The organism is Kribbella flavida DSM 17836 (assembly GCF_000024345.1).
Classification (GTDB): domain Bacteria; phylum Actinomycetota; class Actinomycetes; order Propionibacteriales; family Kribbellaceae; genus Kribbella; species Kribbella flavida.
This window is the reverse complement of the sequence record NC_013729.1, coordinates 1,846,884-1,868,868: the sequence shown is the minus strand read 5'-3', so window position 1 is coordinate 1,868,868 and position 21,985 is coordinate 1,846,884. Positions and strand designations below refer to the sequence as shown.

The 21,985-nt window shown below is 71.1% G+C and carries 22 protein-coding genes; 10 read left to right on the top strand and 12 right to left on the bottom strand.

The features are described 5' to 3' along the window. Positions 1-189: 189 nt before the first annotated feature. From KFLA_RS08750 to KFLA_RS08735, 4 genes are read right to left on the bottom strand one after another with little or no spacing between them, the layout of a single operon-like run. A complete protein-coding gene (locus KFLA_RS08750; protein ID WP_012919424.1) occupies positions 190-1,350 on the bottom strand; it encodes a CaiB/BaiF CoA transferase family protein in 1,161 nt (386 codons plus the stop codon). A gap of 29 nt (positions 1,351-1,379) precedes the next feature. Then, positions 1,380-2,405 (bottom strand): alpha/beta fold hydrolase, encoded by a 1,026-nt coding sequence (locus KFLA_RS35415; protein ID WP_012919423.1) that lies wholly within the window; start codon positions 2,403-2,405, stop codon positions 1,380-1,382. A 2-nt stretch (positions 2,406-2,407) separates the two neighbouring features. Next, a complete protein-coding gene (locus KFLA_RS08740) occupies positions 2,408-3,232 on the bottom strand; it encodes an SDR family NAD(P)-dependent oxidoreductase (RefSeq protein ID WP_012919422.1) in 825 nt (274 codons plus the stop codon). A gap of 31 nt (positions 3,233-3,263) precedes the next feature. Continuing rightward, positions 3,264-5,075, bottom strand: a complete 1,812-nt coding sequence (locus tag KFLA_RS08735; RefSeq protein WP_012919421.1) for a hypothetical protein — start codon at positions 5,073-5,075, stop codon at positions 3,264-3,266. Between the two features lie 112 nt (positions 5,076-5,187). Between KFLA_RS08735 and KFLA_RS08730 the strand changes: the two genes are divergently transcribed. The 3 genes from KFLA_RS08730 to KFLA_RS08720 all read left to right on the top strand — a co-directional run bounded on the left by KFLA_RS08730 (position 5,188) and on the right by KFLA_RS08720 (position 8,525). Next, the gene (locus tag KFLA_RS08730) at positions 5,188-5,955 is read left to right on the top strand and encodes a MerR family transcriptional regulator (RefSeq protein ID WP_012919420.1); all 768 of its coding nucleotides are present in this window, start codon (positions 5,188-5,190) and stop codon (positions 5,953-5,955) included. Positions 5,956-6,036: 81 nt separating this feature from the next. Beyond that, complete coding sequence (locus tag KFLA_RS38080; RefSeq protein ID WP_012919419.1) at positions 6,037-6,930, top strand: endonuclease/exonuclease/phosphatase family protein; 894 nt, start codon at positions 6,037-6,039, stop codon at positions 6,928-6,930. Between the two features lie 80 nt (positions 6,931-7,010). Next, complete coding sequence (locus KFLA_RS08720; protein ID WP_012919418.1) at positions 7,011-8,525, top strand: WD40 repeat domain-containing protein; 1,515 nt, start codon at positions 7,011-7,013, stop codon at positions 8,523-8,525. 18 nt (positions 8,526-8,543) lie between these two features. Here the strand turns inward: KFLA_RS08720 and KFLA_RS08715 are convergent, their stop codons facing one another. From KFLA_RS08715 to KFLA_RS08705, 3 genes are all read right to left on the bottom strand, one after another. Then, positions 8,544-8,771 carry a hypothetical protein gene (locus tag KFLA_RS08715; protein WP_012919417.1) on the bottom strand — a complete coding sequence of 76 codons (228 nt, stop codon included), beginning with the start codon at positions 8,769-8,771 and terminating at the stop codon, positions 8,544-8,546. After that, entirely contained in the window at positions 8,768-10,072 is a 1,305-nt protein-coding gene (locus tag KFLA_RS08710) for a hypothetical protein (RefSeq protein ID WP_012919416.1), read from the bottom strand. The genes KFLA_RS08715 and KFLA_RS08710 overlap by 4 nt, the downstream gene beginning before the upstream one ends. A 70-nt stretch (positions 10,073-10,142) precedes the next feature. Next, a complete protein-coding gene (locus tag KFLA_RS08705) occupies positions 10,143-11,594 on the bottom strand; it encodes a flavin-containing monooxygenase (protein WP_012919415.1) in 1,452 nt (483 codons plus the stop codon). A 68-nt stretch (positions 11,595-11,662) separates the two neighbouring features. Between KFLA_RS08705 and KFLA_RS08700 the strand changes: the two genes are divergently transcribed. From KFLA_RS08700 to KFLA_RS08685, 4 genes are all read left to right on the top strand, one after another. Further along, positions 11,663-12,292, top strand: a complete 630-nt coding sequence (locus KFLA_RS08700) for a TetR/AcrR family transcriptional regulator (protein ID WP_237706756.1) — start codon at positions 11,663-11,665, stop codon at positions 12,290-12,292. Positions 12,293-12,451: 159 nt separating this feature from the next. Then, positions 12,452-13,309, top strand: coding sequence for an EamA family transporter (locus KFLA_RS08695; protein ID WP_012919413.1), 858 nt, complete (start codon positions 12,452-12,454; stop codon positions 13,307-13,309). A 61-nt stretch (positions 13,310-13,370) separates the two neighbouring features. Continuing rightward, entirely contained in the window at positions 13,371-14,468 is a 1,098-nt protein-coding gene (locus tag KFLA_RS08690; RefSeq protein ID WP_012919412.1) for a sulfite oxidase, read from the top strand. An 89-nt stretch (positions 14,469-14,557) separates the two neighbouring features. Further along, positions 14,558-14,779, top strand: a complete 222-nt coding sequence (locus tag KFLA_RS08685) for a hypothetical protein (RefSeq protein WP_012919411.1) — start codon at positions 14,558-14,560, stop codon at positions 14,777-14,779. A gap of 86 nt (positions 14,780-14,865) precedes the next feature. Here the strand turns inward: KFLA_RS08685 and KFLA_RS08680 are convergent, their stop codons facing one another. The 4 genes from KFLA_RS08680 to KFLA_RS08665 form a co-directional block, all read right to left on the bottom strand. Next, positions 14,866-15,309 (bottom strand): hypothetical protein, encoded by a 444-nt coding sequence (locus tag KFLA_RS08680; RefSeq protein WP_012919410.1) that lies wholly within the window; start codon positions 15,307-15,309, stop codon positions 14,866-14,868. Between the two features lie 86 nt (positions 15,310-15,395). Beyond that, entirely contained in the window at positions 15,396-16,952 is a 1,557-nt protein-coding gene (locus KFLA_RS08675; protein WP_012919409.1) for a multicopper oxidase family protein, read from the bottom strand. Then, positions 16,945-17,355: a hypothetical protein gene (locus tag KFLA_RS08670; RefSeq protein WP_012919408.1), complete on the bottom strand. Its 411-nt coding sequence runs from the start codon at positions 17,353-17,355 to the stop codon at positions 16,945-16,947. The genes KFLA_RS08675 and KFLA_RS08670 overlap by 8 nt, the downstream gene beginning before the upstream one ends. Then, a complete protein-coding gene (locus tag KFLA_RS08665; protein ID WP_012919407.1) occupies positions 17,352-17,918 on the bottom strand; it encodes a DUF1707 SHOCT-like domain-containing protein in 567 nt (188 codons plus the stop codon). Before KFLA_RS08665 ends, KFLA_RS08670 begins: the two co-directional genes overlap by 4 nt. 325 nt (positions 17,919-18,243) lie before the next feature. On the opposite strand from KFLA_RS08665, the gene KFLA_RS08660 reads away from it, so the two are divergent. Genes KFLA_RS08660 through KFLA_RS08650 form a run of 3 tightly spaced genes read left to right on the top strand, consistent with a single transcriptional unit; the run spans position 18,244 to position 20,632 of the window. Then, a complete protein-coding gene (locus tag KFLA_RS08660; protein ID WP_012919406.1) occupies positions 18,244-19,062 on the top strand; it encodes an ABC transporter ATP-binding protein in 819 nt (272 codons plus the stop codon). Then, a complete protein-coding gene (locus KFLA_RS08655) occupies positions 19,059-19,856 on the top strand; it encodes an ABC transporter permease (RefSeq protein ID WP_012919405.1) in 798 nt (265 codons plus the stop codon). The genes KFLA_RS08660 and KFLA_RS08655 overlap by 4 nt, the downstream gene beginning before the upstream one ends. After that, entirely contained in the window at positions 19,853-20,632 is a 780-nt protein-coding gene (locus KFLA_RS08650) for an ABC transporter permease (RefSeq protein ID WP_012919404.1), read from the top strand. The genes KFLA_RS08655 and KFLA_RS08650 overlap by 4 nt, the downstream gene beginning before the upstream one ends. On the opposite strand, the gene KFLA_RS08645 is transcribed toward KFLA_RS08650, so the two are convergent. Next, complete coding sequence (locus KFLA_RS08645) at positions 20,629-21,984, bottom strand: ABC transporter substrate-binding protein (RefSeq protein WP_012919403.1); 1,356 nt, start codon at positions 21,982-21,984, stop codon at positions 20,629-20,631. The genes KFLA_RS08650 and KFLA_RS08645 overlap by 4 nt on opposite strands. Position 21,985: the final 1 nt, after the last annotated feature.

Genomic DNA, 21,985 nt, shown 5'->3' with positions numbered 1-21,985 from the left:
CAGCCTGCAATCGATACCGGACAGCGGCCCCAGCGGGCGTCGTGCACACCGATCGCCGCAGCGCCTTGCCCACGCCACCATGAACGTGCACCACTCACCAACGAGCGCGCACGATTCTCCCCCGCCACACCGCAGGCGGCGGTACACCCGGCGAACCGCCGACAGGCGTGCTTGCCGAGTGCTGCGCGTTCAGTCCTCGGCGAGCCAGGCGCGCACGGACTCGTTGTGCTCCCCGAGTCGCGGCGGCGGCAGATTGGTCTCGCGCGCCCCGGCGTACGGGTTGTCGTCGAACCGCAGCGGCGGACCAGGAAGCTGGATGCGGCCGAGCGTCGGGTGGTCGACCTCCACCAGCAGGCCCTGCGACAGCGTCTGCTCCCACTCGTAGACCTGCTGGAAGTCGCGCACCTTGCCCGCCGGAATGCCGGCCTCCGCGAGCCGCCGCAGCCACCCGTCGGCCGGCTCGGCGGCGAACGCCTGCTCGATGGCCGCGGTCAGCTCGTCGCGGTGCGCCACCCGCTCGGCGTTCGTGGCGAACCGGACGTCGTCGGGGTCGAGCCCGACGATCGGGGCGAACGTCCGCCACTGCCCCTCGCTGCCGACTGCCACCTGCACGCTGTCGTCCTTCGTCCGGTACATCCCGTACGGCGCGATCTGCGCGTGGTGGTTGCCGACCCGCTCGGGCAGTTCGCGCGCGACGGTCCACTTCGTCCCGTGGAACGCGTGCACCCCGACCACGGACGCCAGCAGGCTGGTCCGGACCACCCGGCCCCGGCCGGTGACCGCCCGTTCGTGCAAGGCGGCGAGCGCACCGTAGGCGCCGTACATGCCGGCCAGCAGATCCGCGATCGGCATGCCGGTCTTGGTCGGCTCGGTGGCGCCGGTGATGCTCATCAGCCCGCCCTCGCCCTGCGCGATCTGGTCGTACCCGGCGCGGCCGCCCTCCGGACCGTCGTGGCCGAACCCGGTGATCGACAAGATCACCAGCCCCGGATTGAGCTCGTGCAGCCGCTGCACCGGGAATCCGAGCCGGTCGAGCACGCCGGGCCGGAAGTTCTCGATCAGCACGTCGGCCTTGCGGACCAGTTGGGTCAGGAACTCCTTGCCCTCGGCCGACTTCAGGTCCGCCGTCACCGACTCCTTGTTCCGGTTCGCGGCGAGGAAGTACGTCGACTCGCGGCCGTCCGCCGGGCCCACGAACGGCGGCCCCCACCCCCGGCTGTCGTCCCCGCCGGCCGGGGTCTCAACCTTGATCACCCGCGCCCCGAGATCGCCCAGCATCATCGCCGCCTGCGGCCCGGACAACGCTCGGGTCAGGTCGACGACCACGACGTCGGAGAGAAGGTTCTGCACCTGTCCAACCTAGAGGACCGGCAGCGGGCTCAGGCGGTGGCCTTGCGGGCGAGGGAAGCGAGGCGGTGGGTGACGTCGCGGGGGCGTTCCTGCATCAGCATGTGCCCGGCGCCCGGGTACATCCACAGCCGGGCCGACGGGATGAGCTCGGCCAGCCGGTTGCCGTGCCGTGGGGGCAGCAGGCGGTCGCGGGTGCCGTGCATGACCTCGACCGGGATCGTGCCGAGCACCTCCAGCGCGTGCTCGAGGTCGTGCCGGGTGATCGCCTCGAAGAACCCGCTGAACGACCGGCCCGGCAGCGCGTCCAGGTCCGCCAGCAGGATGTCCACCTCGGCCGGGTCGACCTTCTTGCCGAACACGAATCGCTTCACGGCCGGACGTCGTACCCGGGTGCCGGCCACCTGCCGCCACACCGCGAGCCGGGCCCGGATCGCGGCCTGCTCAGCCGCCTGCTCGGCGGCGTCCTGTGCAGCCTCGTTCCGCGCAGCCCGTACGCCGTACTCCGCACCCCGGCCCGTACGCCGGAGCTCGCGACGCTCGAGCCGGGCGCCGGCCAGGTTCACCGCCCGGGGAGCGACGACCGCCGCTGCGCCGTCCAGCCGCGCGGGCAGCCCGAACGCGCGGGAGGTGATCTGCCCCGACGAGGTGCTCACCAGCACGGCACCGGTGATCCGCTCGCCGAACAGGTCCGGGCGCTGGTCCGCGAGCGCCATCAGCGTCATCCCGCCCATCGAGTGCCCGGCGTACACGACCGGTCCCGACGGCACCAGCTCGTCCAGCACCGTGACCAGGTCCTCGGCGAGCTGCTCGATCCGCGTGGTGCCGGTCGGCGCCGCGCCGGAGCGCCCGTGCCCACGATGGTCGTACGCCACGACGCGTACGGCGTCCGGTCCGAGCACAGCCGGCAGCCCTTCGAGCTGGTGGTGCCAGCTGCGCGTCGAGCACGTCCAGCCGTGCCCCAGCACCACGGTCACCGGCGCATCGGCCGAACCGGTCGTTTCCACGTGCAGCCGGACGCCGTCGGTCGTGGTCACCCCGGCCCGCTCGGCCTGCATCGTCATATCTTCCCCAGTCGTTCGGTCAGCTCGCCCAGTCCACCCTTGCGTCGTTGCTGGTTGGTTCGCAACCGGACCACGCGGTCGGCCAGCGACGGCAGGTGCCGGGCCATGGCGACACCGAGCCCGGTGGTGCGGGTCGACGCCCGGTTGCGCGGCGGCCTCCGGGCGGCGGCGACGTCGATGATCGTGCTCACCACCTGACCGACGGTCTCCGCCGGCAGGAACAGCCCGAGGTCCACGCCCTTGGCCAGCGACGCGTCATGGATCGGCGTGGGCACGTAGCCGGGATAGATCACGCTGACGTCCAGATGCCGGGCGTTCTCGATCCGCAGCGCGTCGGCGTACGTGTCGATCGCCCGCTTCGACACCAGGTACGACGCGGCCAGTGGCAGCGTCACGTAGGCGAGTCCGGAGGACACGAAGATCACCCGGCCGTTCGCCGCTCGCAGCGCCGGCAGCGCGGCCGCGGTCACACCCCAGCCGGCGAACAGGTTGACCTCGATCACCTTCCGCGCGGTGGCGTCCGGCGCGTCCCCGGCCGGCGCCGGTACGCCGATGCCCGCGTTGTTGATCAGCAGGTCGAGCCCACCGAGCCGCTCGACCGCCTCGCCGACGGCGGCCGGGATCGCGTCCGGCTGGGTGAGGTCGCACTCGATGACGTCGTCGCTCTTCTGCAGGTCCAGGCCGAGCACCGTCGCACCCCGGCCGCGCAGGGCCTCGACCGTCGCCGACCCGAACGCTCCCGCGGCGCCGGTGACCAGTGCCCGCCTCCCGGCCAGGTCCCAGGCCGCCTTGCGCCGGACGAACCCGCCCCGGCCGGTCATGCGTCCACCCGTCGCTTCGGCCCCGACTCGATCATGCGATCTCCTTCTCCCGCTTGGCGTCCTGCTCGAGCAGATGCGCGGCCCGCATCCGACCACCGCGCGCACCGCGCCCGACCAGCCAGGCGATCCCCAGGATCTCCAGCGCCCCGACCACCGCCAGCAGGGCGTAGCCGCCGTTCCACATCCAGCGCGGTACGTCGGTCCGCTCCTCGCGGCGCAGGACCAGCTGCTCGGAGACGAACTCGACCACCTGACCGTCCGACACCTGGATGGCCGGCTTCTGGATCGCCGCGTCCTCCGGCGCGTACACCCAGGCCGACACCAGGTCTCGCTGTCCCTGGTGCAGCCGGATCATCGACTTCCACTTGCCGTACAGCGGCAGCGGGTCGATCGAACGATAGGTGCCGTCAGCAATCTTCTGCAGCGGGTGCGTCTCGAAGCCACCACCCTGCCAGGCCATCGCCTCGAACCAGCGGGCCCCCACGGCAGCGTCGACCGGGTCGAGCTTCACCGTGACGTACGCCGTCGGCTCGGCGCCGTTCGCGACCCGCTCGAGGCCGATGGTCGCGGTGACACCGGGCTCGGCCGAGCGCGGGACGCAGAAGAAGACGACTCCGAGCACCGCGACCAGGCCGACGGCTCCGAGCTGGTGCGTACGGCGTACCGGCGGCGCCGGGCGGACCTCGCCCGCGACCTCGGCGAAGCGGGTCGCCAGCCAGGCACCGACCAGGCCGGCCCCGATCCCGGCGACAACACCGAAGCCGAGTGCGGACGGCAGCAGCGTGGACGGCCAGCGGATCGGCATCCAGACCTGGCTCCAGCCGTACTCGGCGAGCACCCCGACCGTGCCGATCAGCACGCCCGCGACGGCTCCCAGCCGGAAGCGGTTTTGGGTGCCCAAGGCAAGAGCTGTCAGCTCGACCAGAACTGCCTCCACCATCAGCAGCGGGAAGTGGCCCAGGATCTCGCCGAGCGGCTGGTCGACCGCCCAGGCGATGCCGCCGCGGATGACCAGGTAGACCGCCAGTGCGGCGAAGGTGCTGCCGCGGCCCATCCGGGACCGGATCAGGGTGAAGGCGAGCGCGGAGCCGAACACGATCAGGATCGGCTGCAGGATCAACGGGAACTGCGGCACGCCGTAGTTGAACTCGGTGCTGAACAGGTCCCAGGCGATCAGCAGCGCGCCGACCGCGACGACGTCGTGGAACCGGCGGCGCTTGTTCGTGCCGACCAGTTGCTCGACCTCGGCGGAGGCCAGCAGCCGGGCGAAGATCGACAGCACCACGCCGCCGATCATCAGCAGGTGGGTCGGGCCCCAGAGCGTGACGTCCTCGCCGAACAACCGGTGCCAGACGTCGTCGAGCGGGAAGCCGACCAGCGCGAAGGTGCCGCAGAAGGTGACCAGCGCAGCGCTGCAGGGGATTCGCCAGCCCGTGGTCAGCTTGATCGTCCGGGCCGGCAGCGGCTTGCGGGCGAGTGCGATCGGCAGCACCCCGGCGACGATCACGCCGAGAATGCCGAAGAAGATCGGGTAGTGCGCCGGGGTGCCGAACGGCCCGGTGTCACGACCCTTGTCGATGTGCACCGCGATGTCCCACCAGACTCCGAACGCGCAGGACAGCAGCGAGACGGCGTGCAGGTACGGCGTCAGCGCAGCCCATCGGGGGACTCCGTCCAGTCTCCCGATGGTGTCCGCGAGGCGCCCTACCAGCGTGACCCGGCCGGTGCGTTCCCGCCACAGCAGCACGGCGAGTGCGACGTACAACAGTGCGACCAGCCCGCTGACGATGGCGATCTGGTCGAACGACGCGGTTCCGGTCGAGGCCGCCAGCGGGACGGTCATGGGGTCTCCTCGGCTATCGGGGCGGGCCAGGTGGGCGAAACAGAACAGCAGGTATGCGCCATGCGAGATGTTACATCTGCTATGTAACGTGGCGTCTGGAAGACTGTCAAGGGTGGGAGGACAACCGCCGGCCGAGCCGGCCTCTGAGGAGTACACGGTCGACCAGCTCGCCGCGAAGGTGGGCATGACCGTTCGCAACGTCCGTGCGTACGCCGGACGCGGGCTGATCCCGCCGCCGCGGCTGGTCGGGCGCACCGGGTACTACGGCCCGGACCACGTGGCCCGGCTGACCTTGGTCCGCGAGCTGCTCGGCAAGGGGTACACCCTGTCCGCGGTGGAGCGGATGATGAGCGAACTGCCGGACGGCGCGCTCGCGCTCGGCGTCTTCGAGACGCTGGTCAGCCCGTGGACCCCGGCCGAGCCCGAGGTGATCACCGAGCAGCAGCTCGCCGACCGGGCCGGCATCCCGCACGACCCGGCGACGATCGCGAAGCTGATCGAGCTCGGCATCGCCGAACGCGTCGACGACGGCCGGCTGCGGATCCCGAACCCGGACCTGCTGCGCACCGGCCTGGAGGTGATCAAGCTCGGCGTTCCGCTGGACGCGATCTTCGAGATGCTGCCCAAGCTGTTCGAGCAGGCCGACCAGGTGGCGAAGATCTACGTGGAACTGTTCCGCAACACCGTCTGGCGGCAGTTCGCCGACGCCGGCCTGCCCGCCGAGGGCTGGCCCGAGATCCAGCGCACCCTGGAGAACATCATCCCGCTGGCCGGCCAGGCCCTGGTCGCGGCCTTCCGCGAGTCGATGGGCCGCGAGATCGAGACCGCCGCCTACGAGGAGCTCGGCCTTCCCCCGGATGAATTCTCTTCCACCGGCTGACCGGGACGGGTCCGGTGGCCCCCGGATGCGGTTCTACTTGTGGCGAGTCAGCATTCTCCACCGCCCAAGGAGCTGAGCCCCATGATCAGACGTCTGTTCACCGCGTTCGCGGCCGGCACGGCCGCACTGGCGACCGTCACCGTGCCCTCGACCGCCACCGCCACCGTCCCCGCCACCGCCACCGTCCCCGCCACCGCCACCGTCCCCGCTGCCGCCACCGCCCCCGTGGCCGCGGCCGTCGCCGCGCCGTACACGTTCCTCAACCTGAACTTCAACATGTGTGGCAACAAGTGCAACCACGGCACCCTCGGGGTCGCCGACCACGTCGCGCAAGCGATCCTCGACCGGCCGACCCGCCCGCGCACCGCTACCCTGCAGGAGGTCTGCGCCGGCCAGGCCATCCGGATCCGCAACCGCCTGAGCGACGCCGGCTACCACGTTGTGCACGTGCCGACCGCGCATCGCTGCGACGACGGGTCGGCGTACGGGATCGCGCTGGTGCACAAGGGCGACCGGGAGTGGTACCGGGTCTGGGACCTGCCGAACCCGAACAACCACGAACCGCGCAAGATGGTCTGCGCCCTGCTGGCCGGGCAGCCGGTGCTCGCCTGCTCGACGCACATCGACTTCCACGGCGACGGCACCCGCGGCGTCCAGATCAAGCGGGTGGCCGCGATCATGGCCGACTACGCCGCCGCCGACCGGGCCGCCTTCGTGGCCGGTGACTTCAACACCGAGCCCACCGAGGACGCCCTGGATGCGATGTACCGGCCCGCGTACGGCGGCGGCGCGGACGGCATCCACACCGAGGGCAACGGCTGCTGCCAGCGGTCCGGGCCCGCGACCGCCGACGGCGGCCGAACGATCGACTACACCTTCCTGCGCGCGGCGACCTTCACTGCCGACTGGGCGCAGGTGGTGCCGACCTCGACCTCGGACCACCACAAGGTCTGGGCGAGCATCACGCTGAAGTGACCTGGCTCCACCTCAGATTGAGCGGACAGTTACTCTGTTGTCGCACATAGTGACAGCAGTGTTCCTGCCTGAGGACGTTGATGAAAAAGCTTGTTCTGGCCACGGTCACGGCCGCCGGTGTGATCGCCGCCGCGCTGATCCCGCAGGGCGCGCCCGTGGAGGCGGCCACGCGCGGCTTCGGGTCGGCCGTGTCGGCGGTCGCCCAGCCCACCTGGCAGACCGACGCGAGCGTGAACGCGCTCGCGACCGCCGGCAACGCGGTCTACGCCGGCGGCCTGTTCACCCGGGTCCGGCCGGGCGGGAACCCGGCCGGCGAAGGCGAGGCCGTGCGCAGCTACGTCGCGTCGTTCAGCCGCAGCACCGGCGCCGCCAGCACCTGGGCGCCGCGGCTGAACGGCCCGGTGTGGAGCATCGCCACCAGTCCGGACGGCAAGTACGTCGTGATCGGCGGTGACTTCACCAGGGTCGACGGTGTCGCCCGTCAGCACGTCGCGATGTTCAGCGTCGCCACCAACAAGCTCGTCACCGGCTGGGACCCGGCCGTCAGCTACCGGGTCTCGGCCCTGGCCATCTGGGGCAACACCGTCTACCTGGGCGGCTCGTTCAGCCAGGTGGACGGCGTGACGCGCAACCGGCTCGCCGCGGTGACGCTGACCACCGGCGCCCTGCTGCCCTGGAACCCGAACGCCGACGCCGACGTGCACGCGATCGACCTGTCCGACGACGGCACCCGGGTCTTCGTCGGCGGCGGCTTCACCACCCTGAAAGGCACCGCACGGCACTCCTTGGCGATGCTGAACACCACGAACGGCAACGCCTACCCGATGCCGGCCGCCGCGGCCATCCCGGCACCGACCGAGTGCGAGAGCCGGGTCAAGGACATCGACACCCTCGGGCACCGGGTGTTCGTCGCCAACGCGGGCAGCGGCAGCGGCTGCTACGACGGCATCCTGGCCGCCGACACGAAAACCGGCAAGTTGTTGTGGCAGAGCAAGTGCCTGGGTGCCACCGAGGCGATCAAGGCGATCGGGAGCTGGCTCTACAAGGGGTCGCACGCGCACGACTGCCGCCAGGACGGCTCGTTCGGCGACGGCACCGGCACCCACCACCTGCTGGTGCAGAACGTCGCGAACGGCAAGTTCGGGCCGTGGTTCCCGACCACCGACGCGGGCGACAACACCTGGGTCGGGCCGCTGGCGGTCACCTCCGGCGGCAACGACCTGTGGGTGGGCGGCGACTTCCTGCGGGTGAACGGCGTGCCGCAGCAGGGCCTCACCCGGTTCACCGACGTCGCCGGCGGCGCCCGGCCGGCCGCGCCGAGGGCACCGAAGGTGACCAGCACGGTCGCCGGCCGGACGACGGTCAGCTTCCCGGCGGTGTTCGACGCCGACAACATCAGCCTGACCTACACGCTGTACCGCGGCACCACGAAGGTCCGCAGCTGGAGCCGCAACGCGTACCCGTGGGTGCGGCCGACGGTGGCGACCTTCACCGACACCGGCGTGCGCAGCGGGCAGACGGTCAGCTACCGGGTCGAGGCGACCGACGGCCGCAACGTCACCCGGGGCCCGGCCGCCACGGTGAAGGTGCGCTGACGCCGCGGTTCCGACACGTCAGCGTGATCGGACCCGGCTGTCCGTGCGCTGACCTGCCTGACCAGGATCGTTGGCGTCCCCATCACCGAAGTCGCCGAGATTCGCGTCCCAGTCCTCCTCGTCCACGGTCACCGCGTCGTTGCGCCTGGCGATCCGGAGGAAGGCGGCGATCAGCAGCACAGGCCCGAGCACCATCGCGGCCTCCGGGACACCACCCAGGTGCAAGGTAACCAGCAGGGCCGTCATGACGCGGTCACCAGCGCGATACCGCCCGCGGTGAAGGCCACCATTGCCGCCAGCAACGGATACTGCGCCCGCCGCAGCTGCCGGCGCCGGAACAGCCCGGTCGCCCGGTCGTGCGCCGACACCACACCGAGAACGTGCCCGAGCACGATCGCGCCGAGCTGCACGCCGGCGATCAGGCCGGTACCGAGGAACCCGTAGTCGATCCGCGTAGCGCCGACGCCGAGCAGGTCCCAGCCGCGGCCGAACGGATCGGTCGCCAGCAGCACGCCGGCCTGGCCCTGGAACATCGCGGACGAGAAGTAGTGCGCCACGGCGTACCCGATCGCGATCGGGACCAGCGAGTGCGCGAACGCGCCCGGCAGACCGGCGTGGCCGACGGCACCGGGCCTGACCTGGGGCGATCCGGTTGCCCGGGTCGCGCCGAGGAAGAGCAGCGCCACGATCGCGACCGTCGCCAGCAGGCCGCCGGTGTGCGCCGCGATGTGCTGCGCGGCACCGAGCTGCCCGGTCGGGCCGGTCCACGCGGACCAGCGGGAGATCCCGTCGAAGGCGGTGGATCCGAGCAGCAGGCAGAGCAGGCCGACCAGGCCCGGCTCCTGCGGCATCGTCGCCAAGCCGGCCAACGGATTGCGCAGGACCAGCCGACCGCCCGTGCCTCGACCGATCGGACTCAGCTTCGCGAGCAGCTCGGCGTACACCTCGAAGCTGTCGCCGACCCGGAACCAGCGCGGGCCGAAGATGATGCCTGCAGCAACGTTCAGGACGGCGTACGCGGTGACGAAGAGGGCCACCACCCGCGGATCGGACCCCTCGGGGTACGCCAGCTCCAGCCAGAGGAACGCGAACAGCCCGGCCACCGCAGGCCAGTAGGAGACCCGGTCCGGAAGCCGCCGGTACGCCGTACGCCGGGCCAGGGCGGACAGCGTGCGCAGCGGATTGACCAGTCGCCAGACCGGTCCGAACAGCAGGGAGATCGGGATGATGCCGACCCAGATCCAGACGTAGAGCCAGGTCGGCGCCGGGTTGAGCGCGGGCGAGTCGTTGCCGAACCAGGCGGCACCCAGCAACAGAGCCAGCGCCAGCAGACCGATGGCCTTGAGCACCCACCGGGTCGCCCGGGCATCCACGCAGCGGGTCAGCACGACCAGCGGCGTACCGGCGCTGCGTTCGAACCGCGGCTGCGACCAGAAGGCCGCGAGCGCGAAGAAGGAGATCGCGACGGCGGCGGCCGCCGAGTAGACCGCGAGCCAGAGCGGGACCGGCAGATCCCCGCGCCCGCCGATGCCGTGCAACGGGATCATCAGCCGCGGTCCTTCCCCTCAGCTATCCGACCGATTGAATGTAACACGATCGATGTCACATAGCGAGTGGTCAGCCCACCCGGTACTCTCTCCGGTCGAAGTGCCTGGTCAGCTGCCGGAACCGGAACGTGAACGAGGGCCAGAGCGTGGTGTTGCGGCCCTGCGCGTCGAGGTACCAGCTGGTGCAGCCGCCGCGGGTCCAGACCGTGTTGCGCATCGACGACCGGACCCGGTCCACGAACGCGCGCTGCACCTCCGGCCGCACCTCGACCTCCCGCAGCCCCTCAGCGTCCATCGTCCGCAGCGCGTCCAGGATGTAGGCGATCTGCGACTCGATCATGAACACCATCGAGCTGTGCCCGAGGCCGGTGTTCGGCCCGATCAGCAGGAAGAAGTTCGGGAAGCCGGCGACCGCGGTGCCCAGGTGGGCTTCCATGCCGTCGGCCCAGGCCTCGCGCAGGCTGCGGCCCTCACGGCCGTGCACCATGTCCATCACCGGCAGGTCGGTGACCCGGAAGCCGGTGCCGTAGATGATCGTGTCGACCTCGTGCTTCACCCCGTCGGCGGTGAGGATGCCGGTCCGCGTCACCTCGGCGATCGCGTCGGTGACCACCTCGACGTTGGGCTGCGCGACGGCCGGGTAGTAGTCGTCGGAGATCAGCACCCGCTTGCAGCCGAGGGTGAAGTCAGGGGTGAGCTCGGCCCGCAGCTCGGGGTCCCGGATCTGCCGCTCGAGGTGCTTCTCGGCGACCTTCTGCGCCTGCGTCATGATGCCCGGCAGCTTGGCGAACCCGAGCACCATCGACTCGCGAGCCCAGTAGATACCGGTCCGCACTGCCTTCTGCGCCAGCGGGAACCGCCGGTACACGGCCTTCTCCAGCCGGCTGATCCGGCGGTCCGGTCGCGGCAGCACCCACGGCGGCGTCCGCTGGAACAGGTGCAGCTCCTCCACCTCCGGCTGGATCGCCGGTACGAACTGGATCGCCGACGCACCCGTCCCGATCACCGCGACCTTGCGGCCGGCGAGGTCCAGGTCGTGGTTCCACTGCGCCGAGTGAAACACCTCTCCCTCGAACGACTCGATCCCGGGCAGCTTCGGGTCCGCCGGTTCGGCCAGCGGTCCCATCCCGGACAGCAGGATCCCGGCGGTGAAGTCGCCCTGGTCGGTGTGGATCAGCCAGTGGCCGTCGACCCAGTGCGCGGACTCGACGGTGTGGCCGAAGCGGATGTGCGGGCGCACGCCGAAGCGATCGGTGACTTGCTGCAGGTACGCCTCGATCTCGGGCTGCGGGGAGAACGTGCTCGACCAGTCCGGGTTGGGCGCGAAGGAGAACGAGTACAGGTGCGAGGGCACGTCGCACCGGCAGCCCGGATAGGTGTTGTCCCGCCAGGTGCCGCCCACCTCCGCGGCGCGCTCCAGCACCACGAAGTCGTCGTAGCCGGCCTGCTTGAGCCGGGCCGCCATGCCGATCCCGGCGAACCCGGTGCCGATCACCACGATGCGGTGGTGCTGCGTCGTCATCCCGTCCTCCTGCCGCTCGGAAGAACTTACTCCAAGTAAGTTACTGTGAGTCAGTTAAGCTGTGCAAGGTGACGACCACCACGGACGGCGGACCGGTGAAGCGGCGGCGGGACCGGGCCGCGCGGGAGCGGGAGATCCTGGACGCGGCCGAGCGGATCTTCGGCGACCGCGGCTACCAGGGCACCTCGATGGACGAGATCGCGGCCGAGGTCGGCGTCTCCAAACCGCTGATCTACCAGTACTACGGTTCGAAGGACGGCCTGTTCCTCGCTTGCCTGTCCCGCCTGCGCGCGCAACTGCTCGACGCCGTGTCGGAGGCCGTGCTGGCCGCCCCGGACGCCGAGGACGCCATGTACGCCGGGCTGGTGGCCTGGTTCCGGTTCCTGGACGAGCACCCGCGAGCCTGGTCGGTGATCGTCGACGAGGGCATGCTGGCGGCCGGTCCCGCGGCGCAGGCGGCCGACGAGGTGCGCGCCGACTTCGTCGAGCTGATCGCGACCATGGTCCGGCTCAACCTGCCGGCCGACCGGGAGACCGACGAGCAGGAGATCCAGGTCATCGCCCAGACGATCTCCGGCGCCACCGAACGGCTGGCGATCTGGCGCACCCGCAGCACGAACCCGCCGTCGGCCGAGAAGACCGCCCGCACTCTCCAGGACCTGCTCTGGCAGGGCCTGCACACCCTCCGCGGCGACTGACGTCAAGGCGGACCTGCAGCACTCACCAACCCCGGCGGCACCGCCCGAAGACCACCTATCCCGCCTGGCCGTGCCCTCGCCGGCCGGGTTGGTGAGTGCCGCAGGTCCGCCTCTTGGCCCTGGACCGGCGGCCCCGACCGGACGTGATGTGATCGGGCCGTGCGAACGTTCCGGATGCCGCCGACGGCGATGGTGCTGGGTGGGGTGGTGTCCGTCCAGTTCGGCGGCGCGCTGGCGTCGAACCTGATCGACCGGATCGGGGCCGCGGGCACCGTGTCGCTGCGGCTCGCGCTGGCCGTGCCGGTCCTGCTGCTGATCGCCCGCCCGAGCCTGCGGAAGCGGACCCGCCGGGACCTGCTCGCGGTTCTTGCCTTCGGCACCGTGCTCGGCCTGATGAACCTGTCGTTCTACCTCTCGCTGGAACGTCTGCCGCTCGGCGTCGCGGTGACGATCGAGTTCATCGGCCCGCTCGGTCTCGCCGCCGCGATGTCCCGCCGCCGGCGCGACCTGATCGCGGTCGCCGCGGCCGGGCTCGGCGTCGTCCTGGTCAACGGGCACGAACTGTCGGCCGTCGACTGGCTGGGCGTCGGCTTCGCCGCGCTGGCGGGCCTGCTCTGGGCCGGCTACATCCTGCTGAGCGCCGAGACCGGGCGCCGGTTCGCCCAGCTCGACGGCCTCGCGCTGTCGATGGTCGTCGCCACCGCGCTCACCGTCCCGGCCGGCTTCGCGACGGCCGGCGCGGCCGAGCTCCTGCACGGGCACGTGCTGCTCGCCGGCTTCGCGATCGCGATGCTCTCGTCGGTCCTGCCGTACTCGCTCGAGACGCTGGCCCTGCGCACGATGCGGCCGGCCGTGTTCGGCATCCTGATGAGCCTGGAACCGGCCGTCGCCGCGACCGCCGGCTTCCTGGTCCTGCACCAGCGCCTGGCCGCCGTCCAGCTGGCCGGCATGGTCTGCGTGGTCGCCGCGTCGATCGCGATCACCCGCACGCCGCGCTCGGAGGCCCCCGACATCTGACGGGTGGCTCTGATCCCGCCCCGCTGACTAGGGTGGGGGTCTGGTGAAGGGGGGAACGGCGATGTCGATCGACAGATTCAGTCCGAAGGCTCGGCTGGCGGACACCGGTGAGGGCATCACCACCGACGAGCTGCACCTGGCGGCCCGCAACCACGGGATGCCGCTGGAGGCGCTGCGCTACGACCTGACGCCGCCCGGGCTGCACTACGTGCTCGTGCACTACGACATTCCGATGACCACCGCCGGCAACTGGCGTCTCACCGTTGACGGTTGTGTCGAGCAACCGATCTCCTTCGGTCTGACCGAGCTGCGGGCGATGGGCCGGCAGACCGTGCGGGTGACGCTGGAGTGCGCCGGCAACGGGCGCGCGAGCCTGCAGCCCCGGCCGATCAGCCAGCCCTGGCTGATGGAAGCCGTCGGCACCGCGGAGTGGACCGGGGTCCCGCTGGCCGACCTGCTCGCCGCGGCCGGCGTCCGGGCGGACGCGGTCGACGTCGTGTTCACCGGCGCCGACCACGGCATCGAGCGCGGCGTCGAGCAGGACTACCAGCGCGGGCTCTCCGTCACCGAGGCGCTGGAGTCGGGCGCGATCGTCGCCTGGGAGATGAACGGGCTGCCGCTGCCGCCCCAGCACGGGTACCCGCTGCGGCTGGTGGTCCCCGGCTGGTACGGCATGGCCAGCGTGAAGTGGCTACGGTCGATCGAGCTGATCGACCACGAGTTCACCGGCTACCAGAACGCCGTCGCGTACCGGATCCGGACCGAGGCCGACGAGCCCGGCACCCCGGTCACGCGGATCGAGCCCCGGGCCCTGATGATCCCGCCCGGGCACCCGGACTTCATGAGCCGGCACCGCTTCGTCACCGCCGGCGAGATCGTGCTGCAGGGCCGGACGTGGTCCGGCTGGGCCCCGGTCGACCGCGTCGAGGTGAGCACCGACGCCGGCGTCACCTGGTACGACGCCGAACTCGATGCCCCAAGCAACGATGACCTCGCCTGGCGCTCCTTCACCTACTCCTGGACCGCCACTCCCGGCGAGCACGTGCTCACCTGCCGCGCCCACGACAGGTCCGGCCGGGTCCAGCCCGTCGAGGCCCCGTGGAACCGTGGCGGCTTCGCCAACAACACCGCCCAGCGGCTGACCGTCCTGGTCCGGTAACACCCCGCGTGTCGCTGCCGGCGCCGCTCACTCCCGGTCACATCATGGGAAGTGGGCAACGCACGACTCTCAGCCAGGAGACAAGCGCGATGAACGGGACCGAGCTGCACCTGCACGCCAGGATTTTCCGCACCGGCACCACCTGGTACGCCGACATCGACGACCCGGTCGACCCCGTACCGGAAGCCCCGCTCTGGTACGGCCAGTACGAGTCCCAGAAGGCCGCCATCGACGCCGCCTGCGAACGTCTCGCCGCCTACCACCTCCCCACCCCGCAACAGCACCTCTCCCCACACCATTTCAAGGGATAACCTCCCAACTTGTGGGTTCACCCCCTCGCATGCGGTCGGATAACCCACAAATTGGCGGGTTATCCCCGGAAAGAGGGTGGGCGGGTTTAGACCTCGTGACGGGGGCGGCTCATGGTGATGAGTACGAGGGCTGCGAGGGCTACCGCAGGCAGGGCCGCGGCGATGGACAGGATGGCGTAGTCGTACCAGCTGGGTGCCCAGTCGGCCGCCGTCGGGAGGAGGCGGGTGCGGTCGGCGGGGTCGACGACCACGGAGATGTAGCTGCCGGGGCCCGGCAGGCCGGGGAGCTTGCCGGCGCCCTCCAGGGCGGTGGGGACCTGGGTCTCGGGGTGGCGGACCATCACCGTCGTCAGCTGGGTGCGCCAGGTGGTGGCGTGGAGCGCGGTGACGACCTCGACCTCGCGGACCGGCTGGGTCTGGATGAGGCGGAGGTCGTCGTCCAGGCGGGCCAGGGCGATCGGAGTCACGACGGCGCCCGCCAGCAGCGCCAGGACGGCGGTGGCGGCTCGGAGGCGGTCGCGCCAGGTCATACTCCAGGGATACCGCAGATGACCGGAACGCGCCTGTCGGGACGGTCGTGCGACGTGGGGCCACGTGCTCGCCGACGACCCGCCGGCTACTCCGGTTCGTTGCCGGCCGAGCCGCCGACGACGTACGGCGTACTGACGCCCTCGTACATGAGGTGGGTCATCAGCCCCTCTGACGCGTGCGGCAGGTTGTGGCAGTGGTCCATCCACAGGCCGGGGTTGTCCGCGGTGAAGGCGATCTCGTAGGTCTCCTTGTCGCCGACCTCCAGGGTGTCGACCCACCACGGGGTACCGGTCGACTTCACCCCGTTGCGGGACAGCACGACGGCGTGGTGGCCGTGCAGGTGCATCGGATGGGACTGGCCGCTGCTGTTGGAGATCGTCATCGTCACCACGTCCCCTTCGGTCACCATGTACATCGGCACGTCGGGGAACTTGTGGCCGTTGATCGTCCACCACAGACCCGGCACACCGTCGAGGAAGCCGGGCCGGCGGCCGATCCGGTACTCGAAGGCGCGGTCGGCCTTCGCCGGGTCCAGCGCCAACGGCGCCGGGGAACCGTAGGACAGCAGATCCACGGTTGCCGATGGCAAAGGATCGGCCGGCGCCTCGACGCCGGGCGGGGCCAGGGCGAGCGAGCCGCCGCCGGCCTCCAAACGTACCCCGGTGGGCGGGATCGTGACGTCGAGGTCGACCCGGGCCCCGGCGGCGAGCGGGAACGCGTCGGTGGTCGGGGTCGGCCCGTTCAGATCCTGACCGTCGACGGCGAGCACCTTCACCGGGGCCCCGACCAGCCCCGTGCGGACGAGGGCGTTGTCGGTGTTGACGATGCGCACCCGCAGCCGCGTCCCGGCCGCGACGTCCTCGCGGGAGGAACCGGTGCGGCCGTTGATCGTCCGGCGGTCGTCGTAGGTGTGGATCGCGGCGACGAGATCCCGGTCCTCCGTCCCGCGCGAGCCCTGCGCCGAGGGGCCGGCCGGCGCCGCCCGCGGGCTGATCACGATGGTGCCGAACAGGCCGTTGCGGACCTGCTCGCTGGAGACCTGGTGGGAGTGGTACCAGTACGTACCGGCCTGCTCCGCGCGGAAACGGTAGACGTGCTTGCCACCCACCGGTACGGCGTCCTGGGTGACGCCCGCGACCCCGTCCTCGGCGTTCGGGACGTCGATGCCGTGCCAGTGCAGGGTCGCGCCGTCGGCGACGGACTCGTTGACCAGCGTGACCTCGACCAGATCGCCCTGGACCGCGCGGATCAGTGGTCCGGGCGACGTGCCGTTGAGGGTGTAGCCGTCGACGGACTGCCCGGTCGCCAAGGTGAACCGCTGCTCGCGCGCCGTCAGGGTCAGCGCGACGTCCGGGGTACCGGCGCGGGGACCGGTGAGGTCGACGACGCTCTTCCCGCCGTGGTGGTCGTGCTCCGACGACGACGCTCCCGGACCGCCGCCGTAGTCGGCGAACCCCATGCCGGTCGCGGAGTACTCGTCCGGGACGAGGCTGGTCGCCCAGAGGTAGGCCAGCGGCACGAGCACCGCCAGCGCCACCCCGACGGCGACCAGCCGGTTGCGCAGCCGGCCGGTCCGCCGCTCCTGCCCGCCGTCGGCCGACGCACCGGCGGCGGGCTGCTCGAGGTTGTTGCCGTCAGCCACTGGTCGCCATCCGGGGTGCGACCGCGCGGCGGGAGGCGGCTCCGGCGACGCCGGCGATGGCGAGACCGTTGATGCCGTGCAGGACGCCGAGTGCGGGCAGGCCGAACGAGGCCACCGCGAGCACGAACTGGAGTACCACCAGGCCGACGACGACACCGGCCAGCATCCGGCCGCGCGGCACGTCGGTCAGGAACGACACGATCAGGAAGATCAGCGCCACCAGGCCGATCGCGATGCCGGCGGTGCTGTGGAAGCTCTGGCCGAGGTTCGTGTAGTCGGCGCCGATCGCCGCGCCGTCCTGCGCGTCGCCGGCGATGGTGAACCCGGCCAGCGCGATCGACGCGACCTGGAGCACCACCGCCAGCGCGATGGCCGAGGCGAGCGCCCGGTACGCCGTCCTCATGCCCGCTGCCCCTGACGCCGCTTCGTCACGAACACGACCGCGGCCACGATCAGCAGCACCGGCAGCACCGGCGGATGCCCGCCGAGCACCACACACCCGACCGCCGCGAACACCGCGACCGCCGCCAGGGCGATCAGCAAGGGCACCGGCACCCGCGACCCACGCGCCGCCCACCCCGGCCCACCGGGCCATCCCGCCCCGGAGCCGGCCGACCCCGGACCGGCCGATCCCGGACCGGCCGATCCCGGACCGGTTGAGCCCACTCCCGGACCGCCCGACTCCGGCGCCGTCCACGGCGGCCGGGTCCAGCCGAACGGACCTGCCCACGCCTGCTCGCCCGCTGCGTCGCCTGCCGTCGCGCTGCCCGCCTGCTGCCCACCCGGCAGGTCCGCGAAGAGTGCCGCCAGGTCGGCGGCCGTCTTCGCCTGCAAGGCCTGACCGACGCGTTCGGTGTGTTCGTCCGTACTCAGCCGGCCGGCCTCGTAGTGCTCGCCCAGCCGCTTGACCGCGTCCTCGCGTTCCTTGTCCCCGATCCGGACTCCGCCGGGTCTGTGCTCACTCATGGCCCCTCCTCGGTGCTCGCCGTCGTTCAACTGCACCGATCGTGTCCTTCCGGACCCCTGCACCGCGTCGCCTCCGCGGCGACACCTCGGCTACCCCGCAGGGAGCACCCTGCCCCGCCCGGCGCAGGACGGCGTACTCCCCCGGGCGTAGTCCTCGTCAGGGACCGGCCCGGGGCCGGCCCCGAAAACCCCAGGCGCCCGGCACCGGTGGGCACTAAACTCGCCGACGGTCGTCCCGCCGCATCCGTGGGACGGATCGCCGGCAGACTCCGGCTGCTCCACCGACCCGGCTCCCCAGTCTGCGTGGGCCGGCCCTGGAGGCGTGATGTCAGCAACCACCGCGGTGATCCGCGCGACGAACCTCACCAAGACCTACCGGTACTCCGAGCAGGCGCCCGGCCTGGCCGGAGCGGTCCGCGGCCTGCTTCGCCCGCAGCGCCGCGAGCGGATCGCGGTCGACGCCCTGAGCCTGACCGTGCCGCCGGGCCAGATCATCGGCCTGCTCGGCCCGAACGGCGCCGGCAAGACCACCACGATCAAGATGCTTTGCGGGCTGCTCCGCCCGACCGGCGGCGAGCTGGAGGTGCTCGGTCACCGGCCGGCGCGCCGCTCGTTCGACTTCCTCAGCCGGATCTCGGTCGTCTTCGGCCAGAAGTCGATGCTGTGGTGGGACGTCTCGACGTACGACTCGTTGCTGATCCACCGGGAGATGTACGCCCTGACCAAGCCGCGCTTCGACGCCGCCGTCGACGAGCTGTCCGAGCGCCTCGACGTCACCGACCTGCTGCACGTCCCGGTCCGCAAGCTGTCCCTCGGCCAGCGGATGCGGTGCGAGCTGGTGCTGGCGCTGCTGCACGGCCCGGACCTGCTGTTCGCCGACGAGCCGACAGTCGGCCTGGACGTCGTCGCCAAGCTTGCCCTGCGCAACTTCCTGGCGGAGTTGAACCGGGACCACGGAACGACGATCGTGCTGACCAGCCACGACATGAGCGACGTCGCCGCGCTGTGCGGGCGGATCGCCCTGATCGACCACGGGGTGATCGGGTTCGACGGCGACCTCGCCGAGCTGCGCGCGCGCAGCGGTCAGCACGCCGACGCGGACCTCGACCAGGTGCTCGCCGCGATGTTCCGGGGCCGCTCGTGAGCGCTCGGCGCACGGTCCGGCTGCTCCGGGTCCTGACCGTGCACGAGGTCCGGATCATGCTGCACTACCGCTGGTGGCTGGCGCTGATGCAGATCGGGAACGTCATCCCGCCGTGCGTCTCGCTGCTGGTCTGGCACGGCGCGATCGACCAGGGAGCGACGCCGCCGGTCTCTTCGACGTACCTGACCAGCTACCTGGTCCTGGTCAGTGTCGTGAACATGCTGACCTCGAGCTGGACGTCGGGCTTCCTCGCCGCGGGCATCCGGCTCGGCGGGCTCAACCGCTGGCTCGTCCGGCCGTGCTCGACCCATCTGGCGAGCCTCGCCAACAACGCGGCCGAGAAGTTCCTGAAGCTCGGATTGCTGCTGCCGCCGGTCGTCGTGCTCGGTCTGGTCTTCCGCGACGATCTGAGCCTGCCGGGCAGCTGGTCGCGCTGGATCCTGTTCACGGTCGCGCTGGTGCTGGCGGCGACGATGACGTTCGCCTTCGACGTCGTGGTCGGCTCGCTGGCGTTCTGGCTGGAGGACATCGCCGCGATCAACCGGCTGCGGTTCCTGCTGGCGCGGCTGCTCTCGGGCGCGCTGATCCCGCTCGCGCTCTTCCCGGCTGCGCTCCAGCCGTTCCTGGCGGCGCAGCCGTTCCGCTTCCTGGTGTCGTTCCCGCTGGAGGTTCTGCTCGGTACGGCGGAAGCGACGGGCTTCCTGCTGCAGGCCGGCTGGTTCGTCGTACTGGTCGGCGGCGCGGTGGTCGTCTGGCGCCTCGGACTGCGCAACTACCAGGGCGCGGGCGCATGAGGGGCCGTTGGCCGCGGCTGCTCTGGGGCTGCTTCCGGCAGGCCGTTCGCCGGGACCTGCAGTTCCGCAGCCAGACCCTGATCAACGCGCTCTCGTCGATCGGCGACCTGGCCCTCGGCATCGTTCCGGTGCTGATCCTCACCGGCGCGGGCGGCACCGCGTGGACCGGTTCGCTGGCCGTCGTGGTCGTCGGGATCTACGGCATCTCCACCGGCCTGATGGACTGTTTCGTCACCCCGAACCTGGCCAAGATCGACGGCTACGTCCGGCAGGGCGATCTCGACCTGATCCTGGTCCGGCCGGTGAACGCGCAGTTGTTCACCGCGCTCCGCTGGATGGAGCCGGCCGAGCTGGGCCGCGTCGCGTCCGGCTTCGCCCTGGTCCTGGCCGGTCTGCACACCGCCGGCCTGCAGCCCGCCCCAGACCTCGTACTGCGTGCGCTGGCCTGGGCAGCGATCGGCTTCGTCGGCTTCAGCCTGCTGTGGGCGAACCTGGTCTACCTGGCGTTCTGGTTCGACAGCGCCGAGCCGGTGAACGAGATCGCGCTCCAGCTACGTGAGGCGGGCAAGTACCCGATCAGCTACTTCTCCGGTCCGGCGCGACTCGTGCTGTCGACGGTCGCGCCGGCCGGCCTGATCGCGGCGGTGCCGGTCCAGACCCTGACCGGCACCACCTCACACCTGCTGCTCGCCCTACCGGCCCTGGTGGTGGGCCTGCTGCTCACGGTGCTGCACTGGCAGCTGGCGAGCCGCCGCTACAGCAGCGCGAGCAGCTAGGACGCCGCCGCGAGGATCTGGTTGACGTCGTCGTTGGCCTCGGCCAGCGACGACGGCTCCTTCTCGAACGACATCACCGAGTCCATCGCCGGCACCATCACCGCGGTGACGTCGGCCGCGTTCGGGTTCGCCGGGAAGGGGAACACGTCGCCGGACTCGACCGGCTCCAGGAACGGCGTGATGTCCCACCCGTCGGCCTCGAACGCGGCCTTCGCGGCCGGCATCGACGCCGTCACCGCCGGGAACACCACGCCGGCCTTGGCGACGATGTCCTGGGCGGTCTTCGAGCCGAGGAACTTCACCCAGGCCCAGGCCGCGTCCCGGCGGGTGGTGTCGGCCCAGATGGTGTCCGCCAAACCGTTCATCATCGACATCCGCTTGCCGACCGGTCCCTGCGGCAGCCGGGCCAGCTTGGTCTTCACCTGCTTCAGACCGGCGTACGTCGCCAGCATCCAGGAGCCGTTCGCCGTGATCGCGTACTTGCCCGCGCCGAACGAGGTCGTCACGTCGACGCCGGACTTGGCCTGCGCGTACGTCGGCATGTAGCCCTTGCTGATCAGGCCGCGCCACCAGCTGATCGTCTCGATGAACTTCGGGTCGTCGTAGAAGAACTTGGTGCCCCACGGCTCACCCTCGGAGTACTTCCAGCCGTTGATCGCGGCGTACCAGCTCCAGCTGGTCTGGCCGTCCGCGCCGCCGGCGTCGCCGTAGCCGAGCCCGTAGACCTTGACGTTGTTCTTGTCGAAGCCGGGCTGGTCGCCGCGCCGGCCCTTCGCGTCGACGGTCAGCCGGGCGACGATCTGCTCGAACGTGCCGCCGTCCTTGGGGTTCCAGGTCATCGCGTTGAGCTGCTCGGTGCTGATCCCGGCCGCGTCGGTGAGCGCGCTGTTGTAGAAGTACACCTCGGTGTCGAAGTCCTTCGGCAGCCCGTACCGCTTGCCGTCGGCACCGATCCAGCGGTCGGCCAGGCCGGGCTGGTAGATCGACAGGTCGACGTTGTCGCGGGCCACGAAGTCGTCCAGCGCGAGCACCTGGCCCTTGTCCGCGAACAGCGGGTACTTCGCCGAGTGCGCGGTGAACACGTCCGGCGCGGTCCCGGAGATGAAGCCGGTGACCAGCTTGTTCCAGTAGTCGTTCCAGCCGTACTGCTCGATCTTCACGCTGTACTGCGGGTTCTGCTGCTGGAACACCTTCGCGCACTCGGCGTACATCGGCAGCTGGGCGGAGTCCCACAGCCAGTAGATGACCTCACCCTCGCCCCGCGAGGCGGCTCCGTTGTTGCAGCCGGCCACGGCCGAGGCGGCCAGGCCGGCCAGCGTCCCCTTGAGCAACGTGCGTCGTGAAACGTTCATC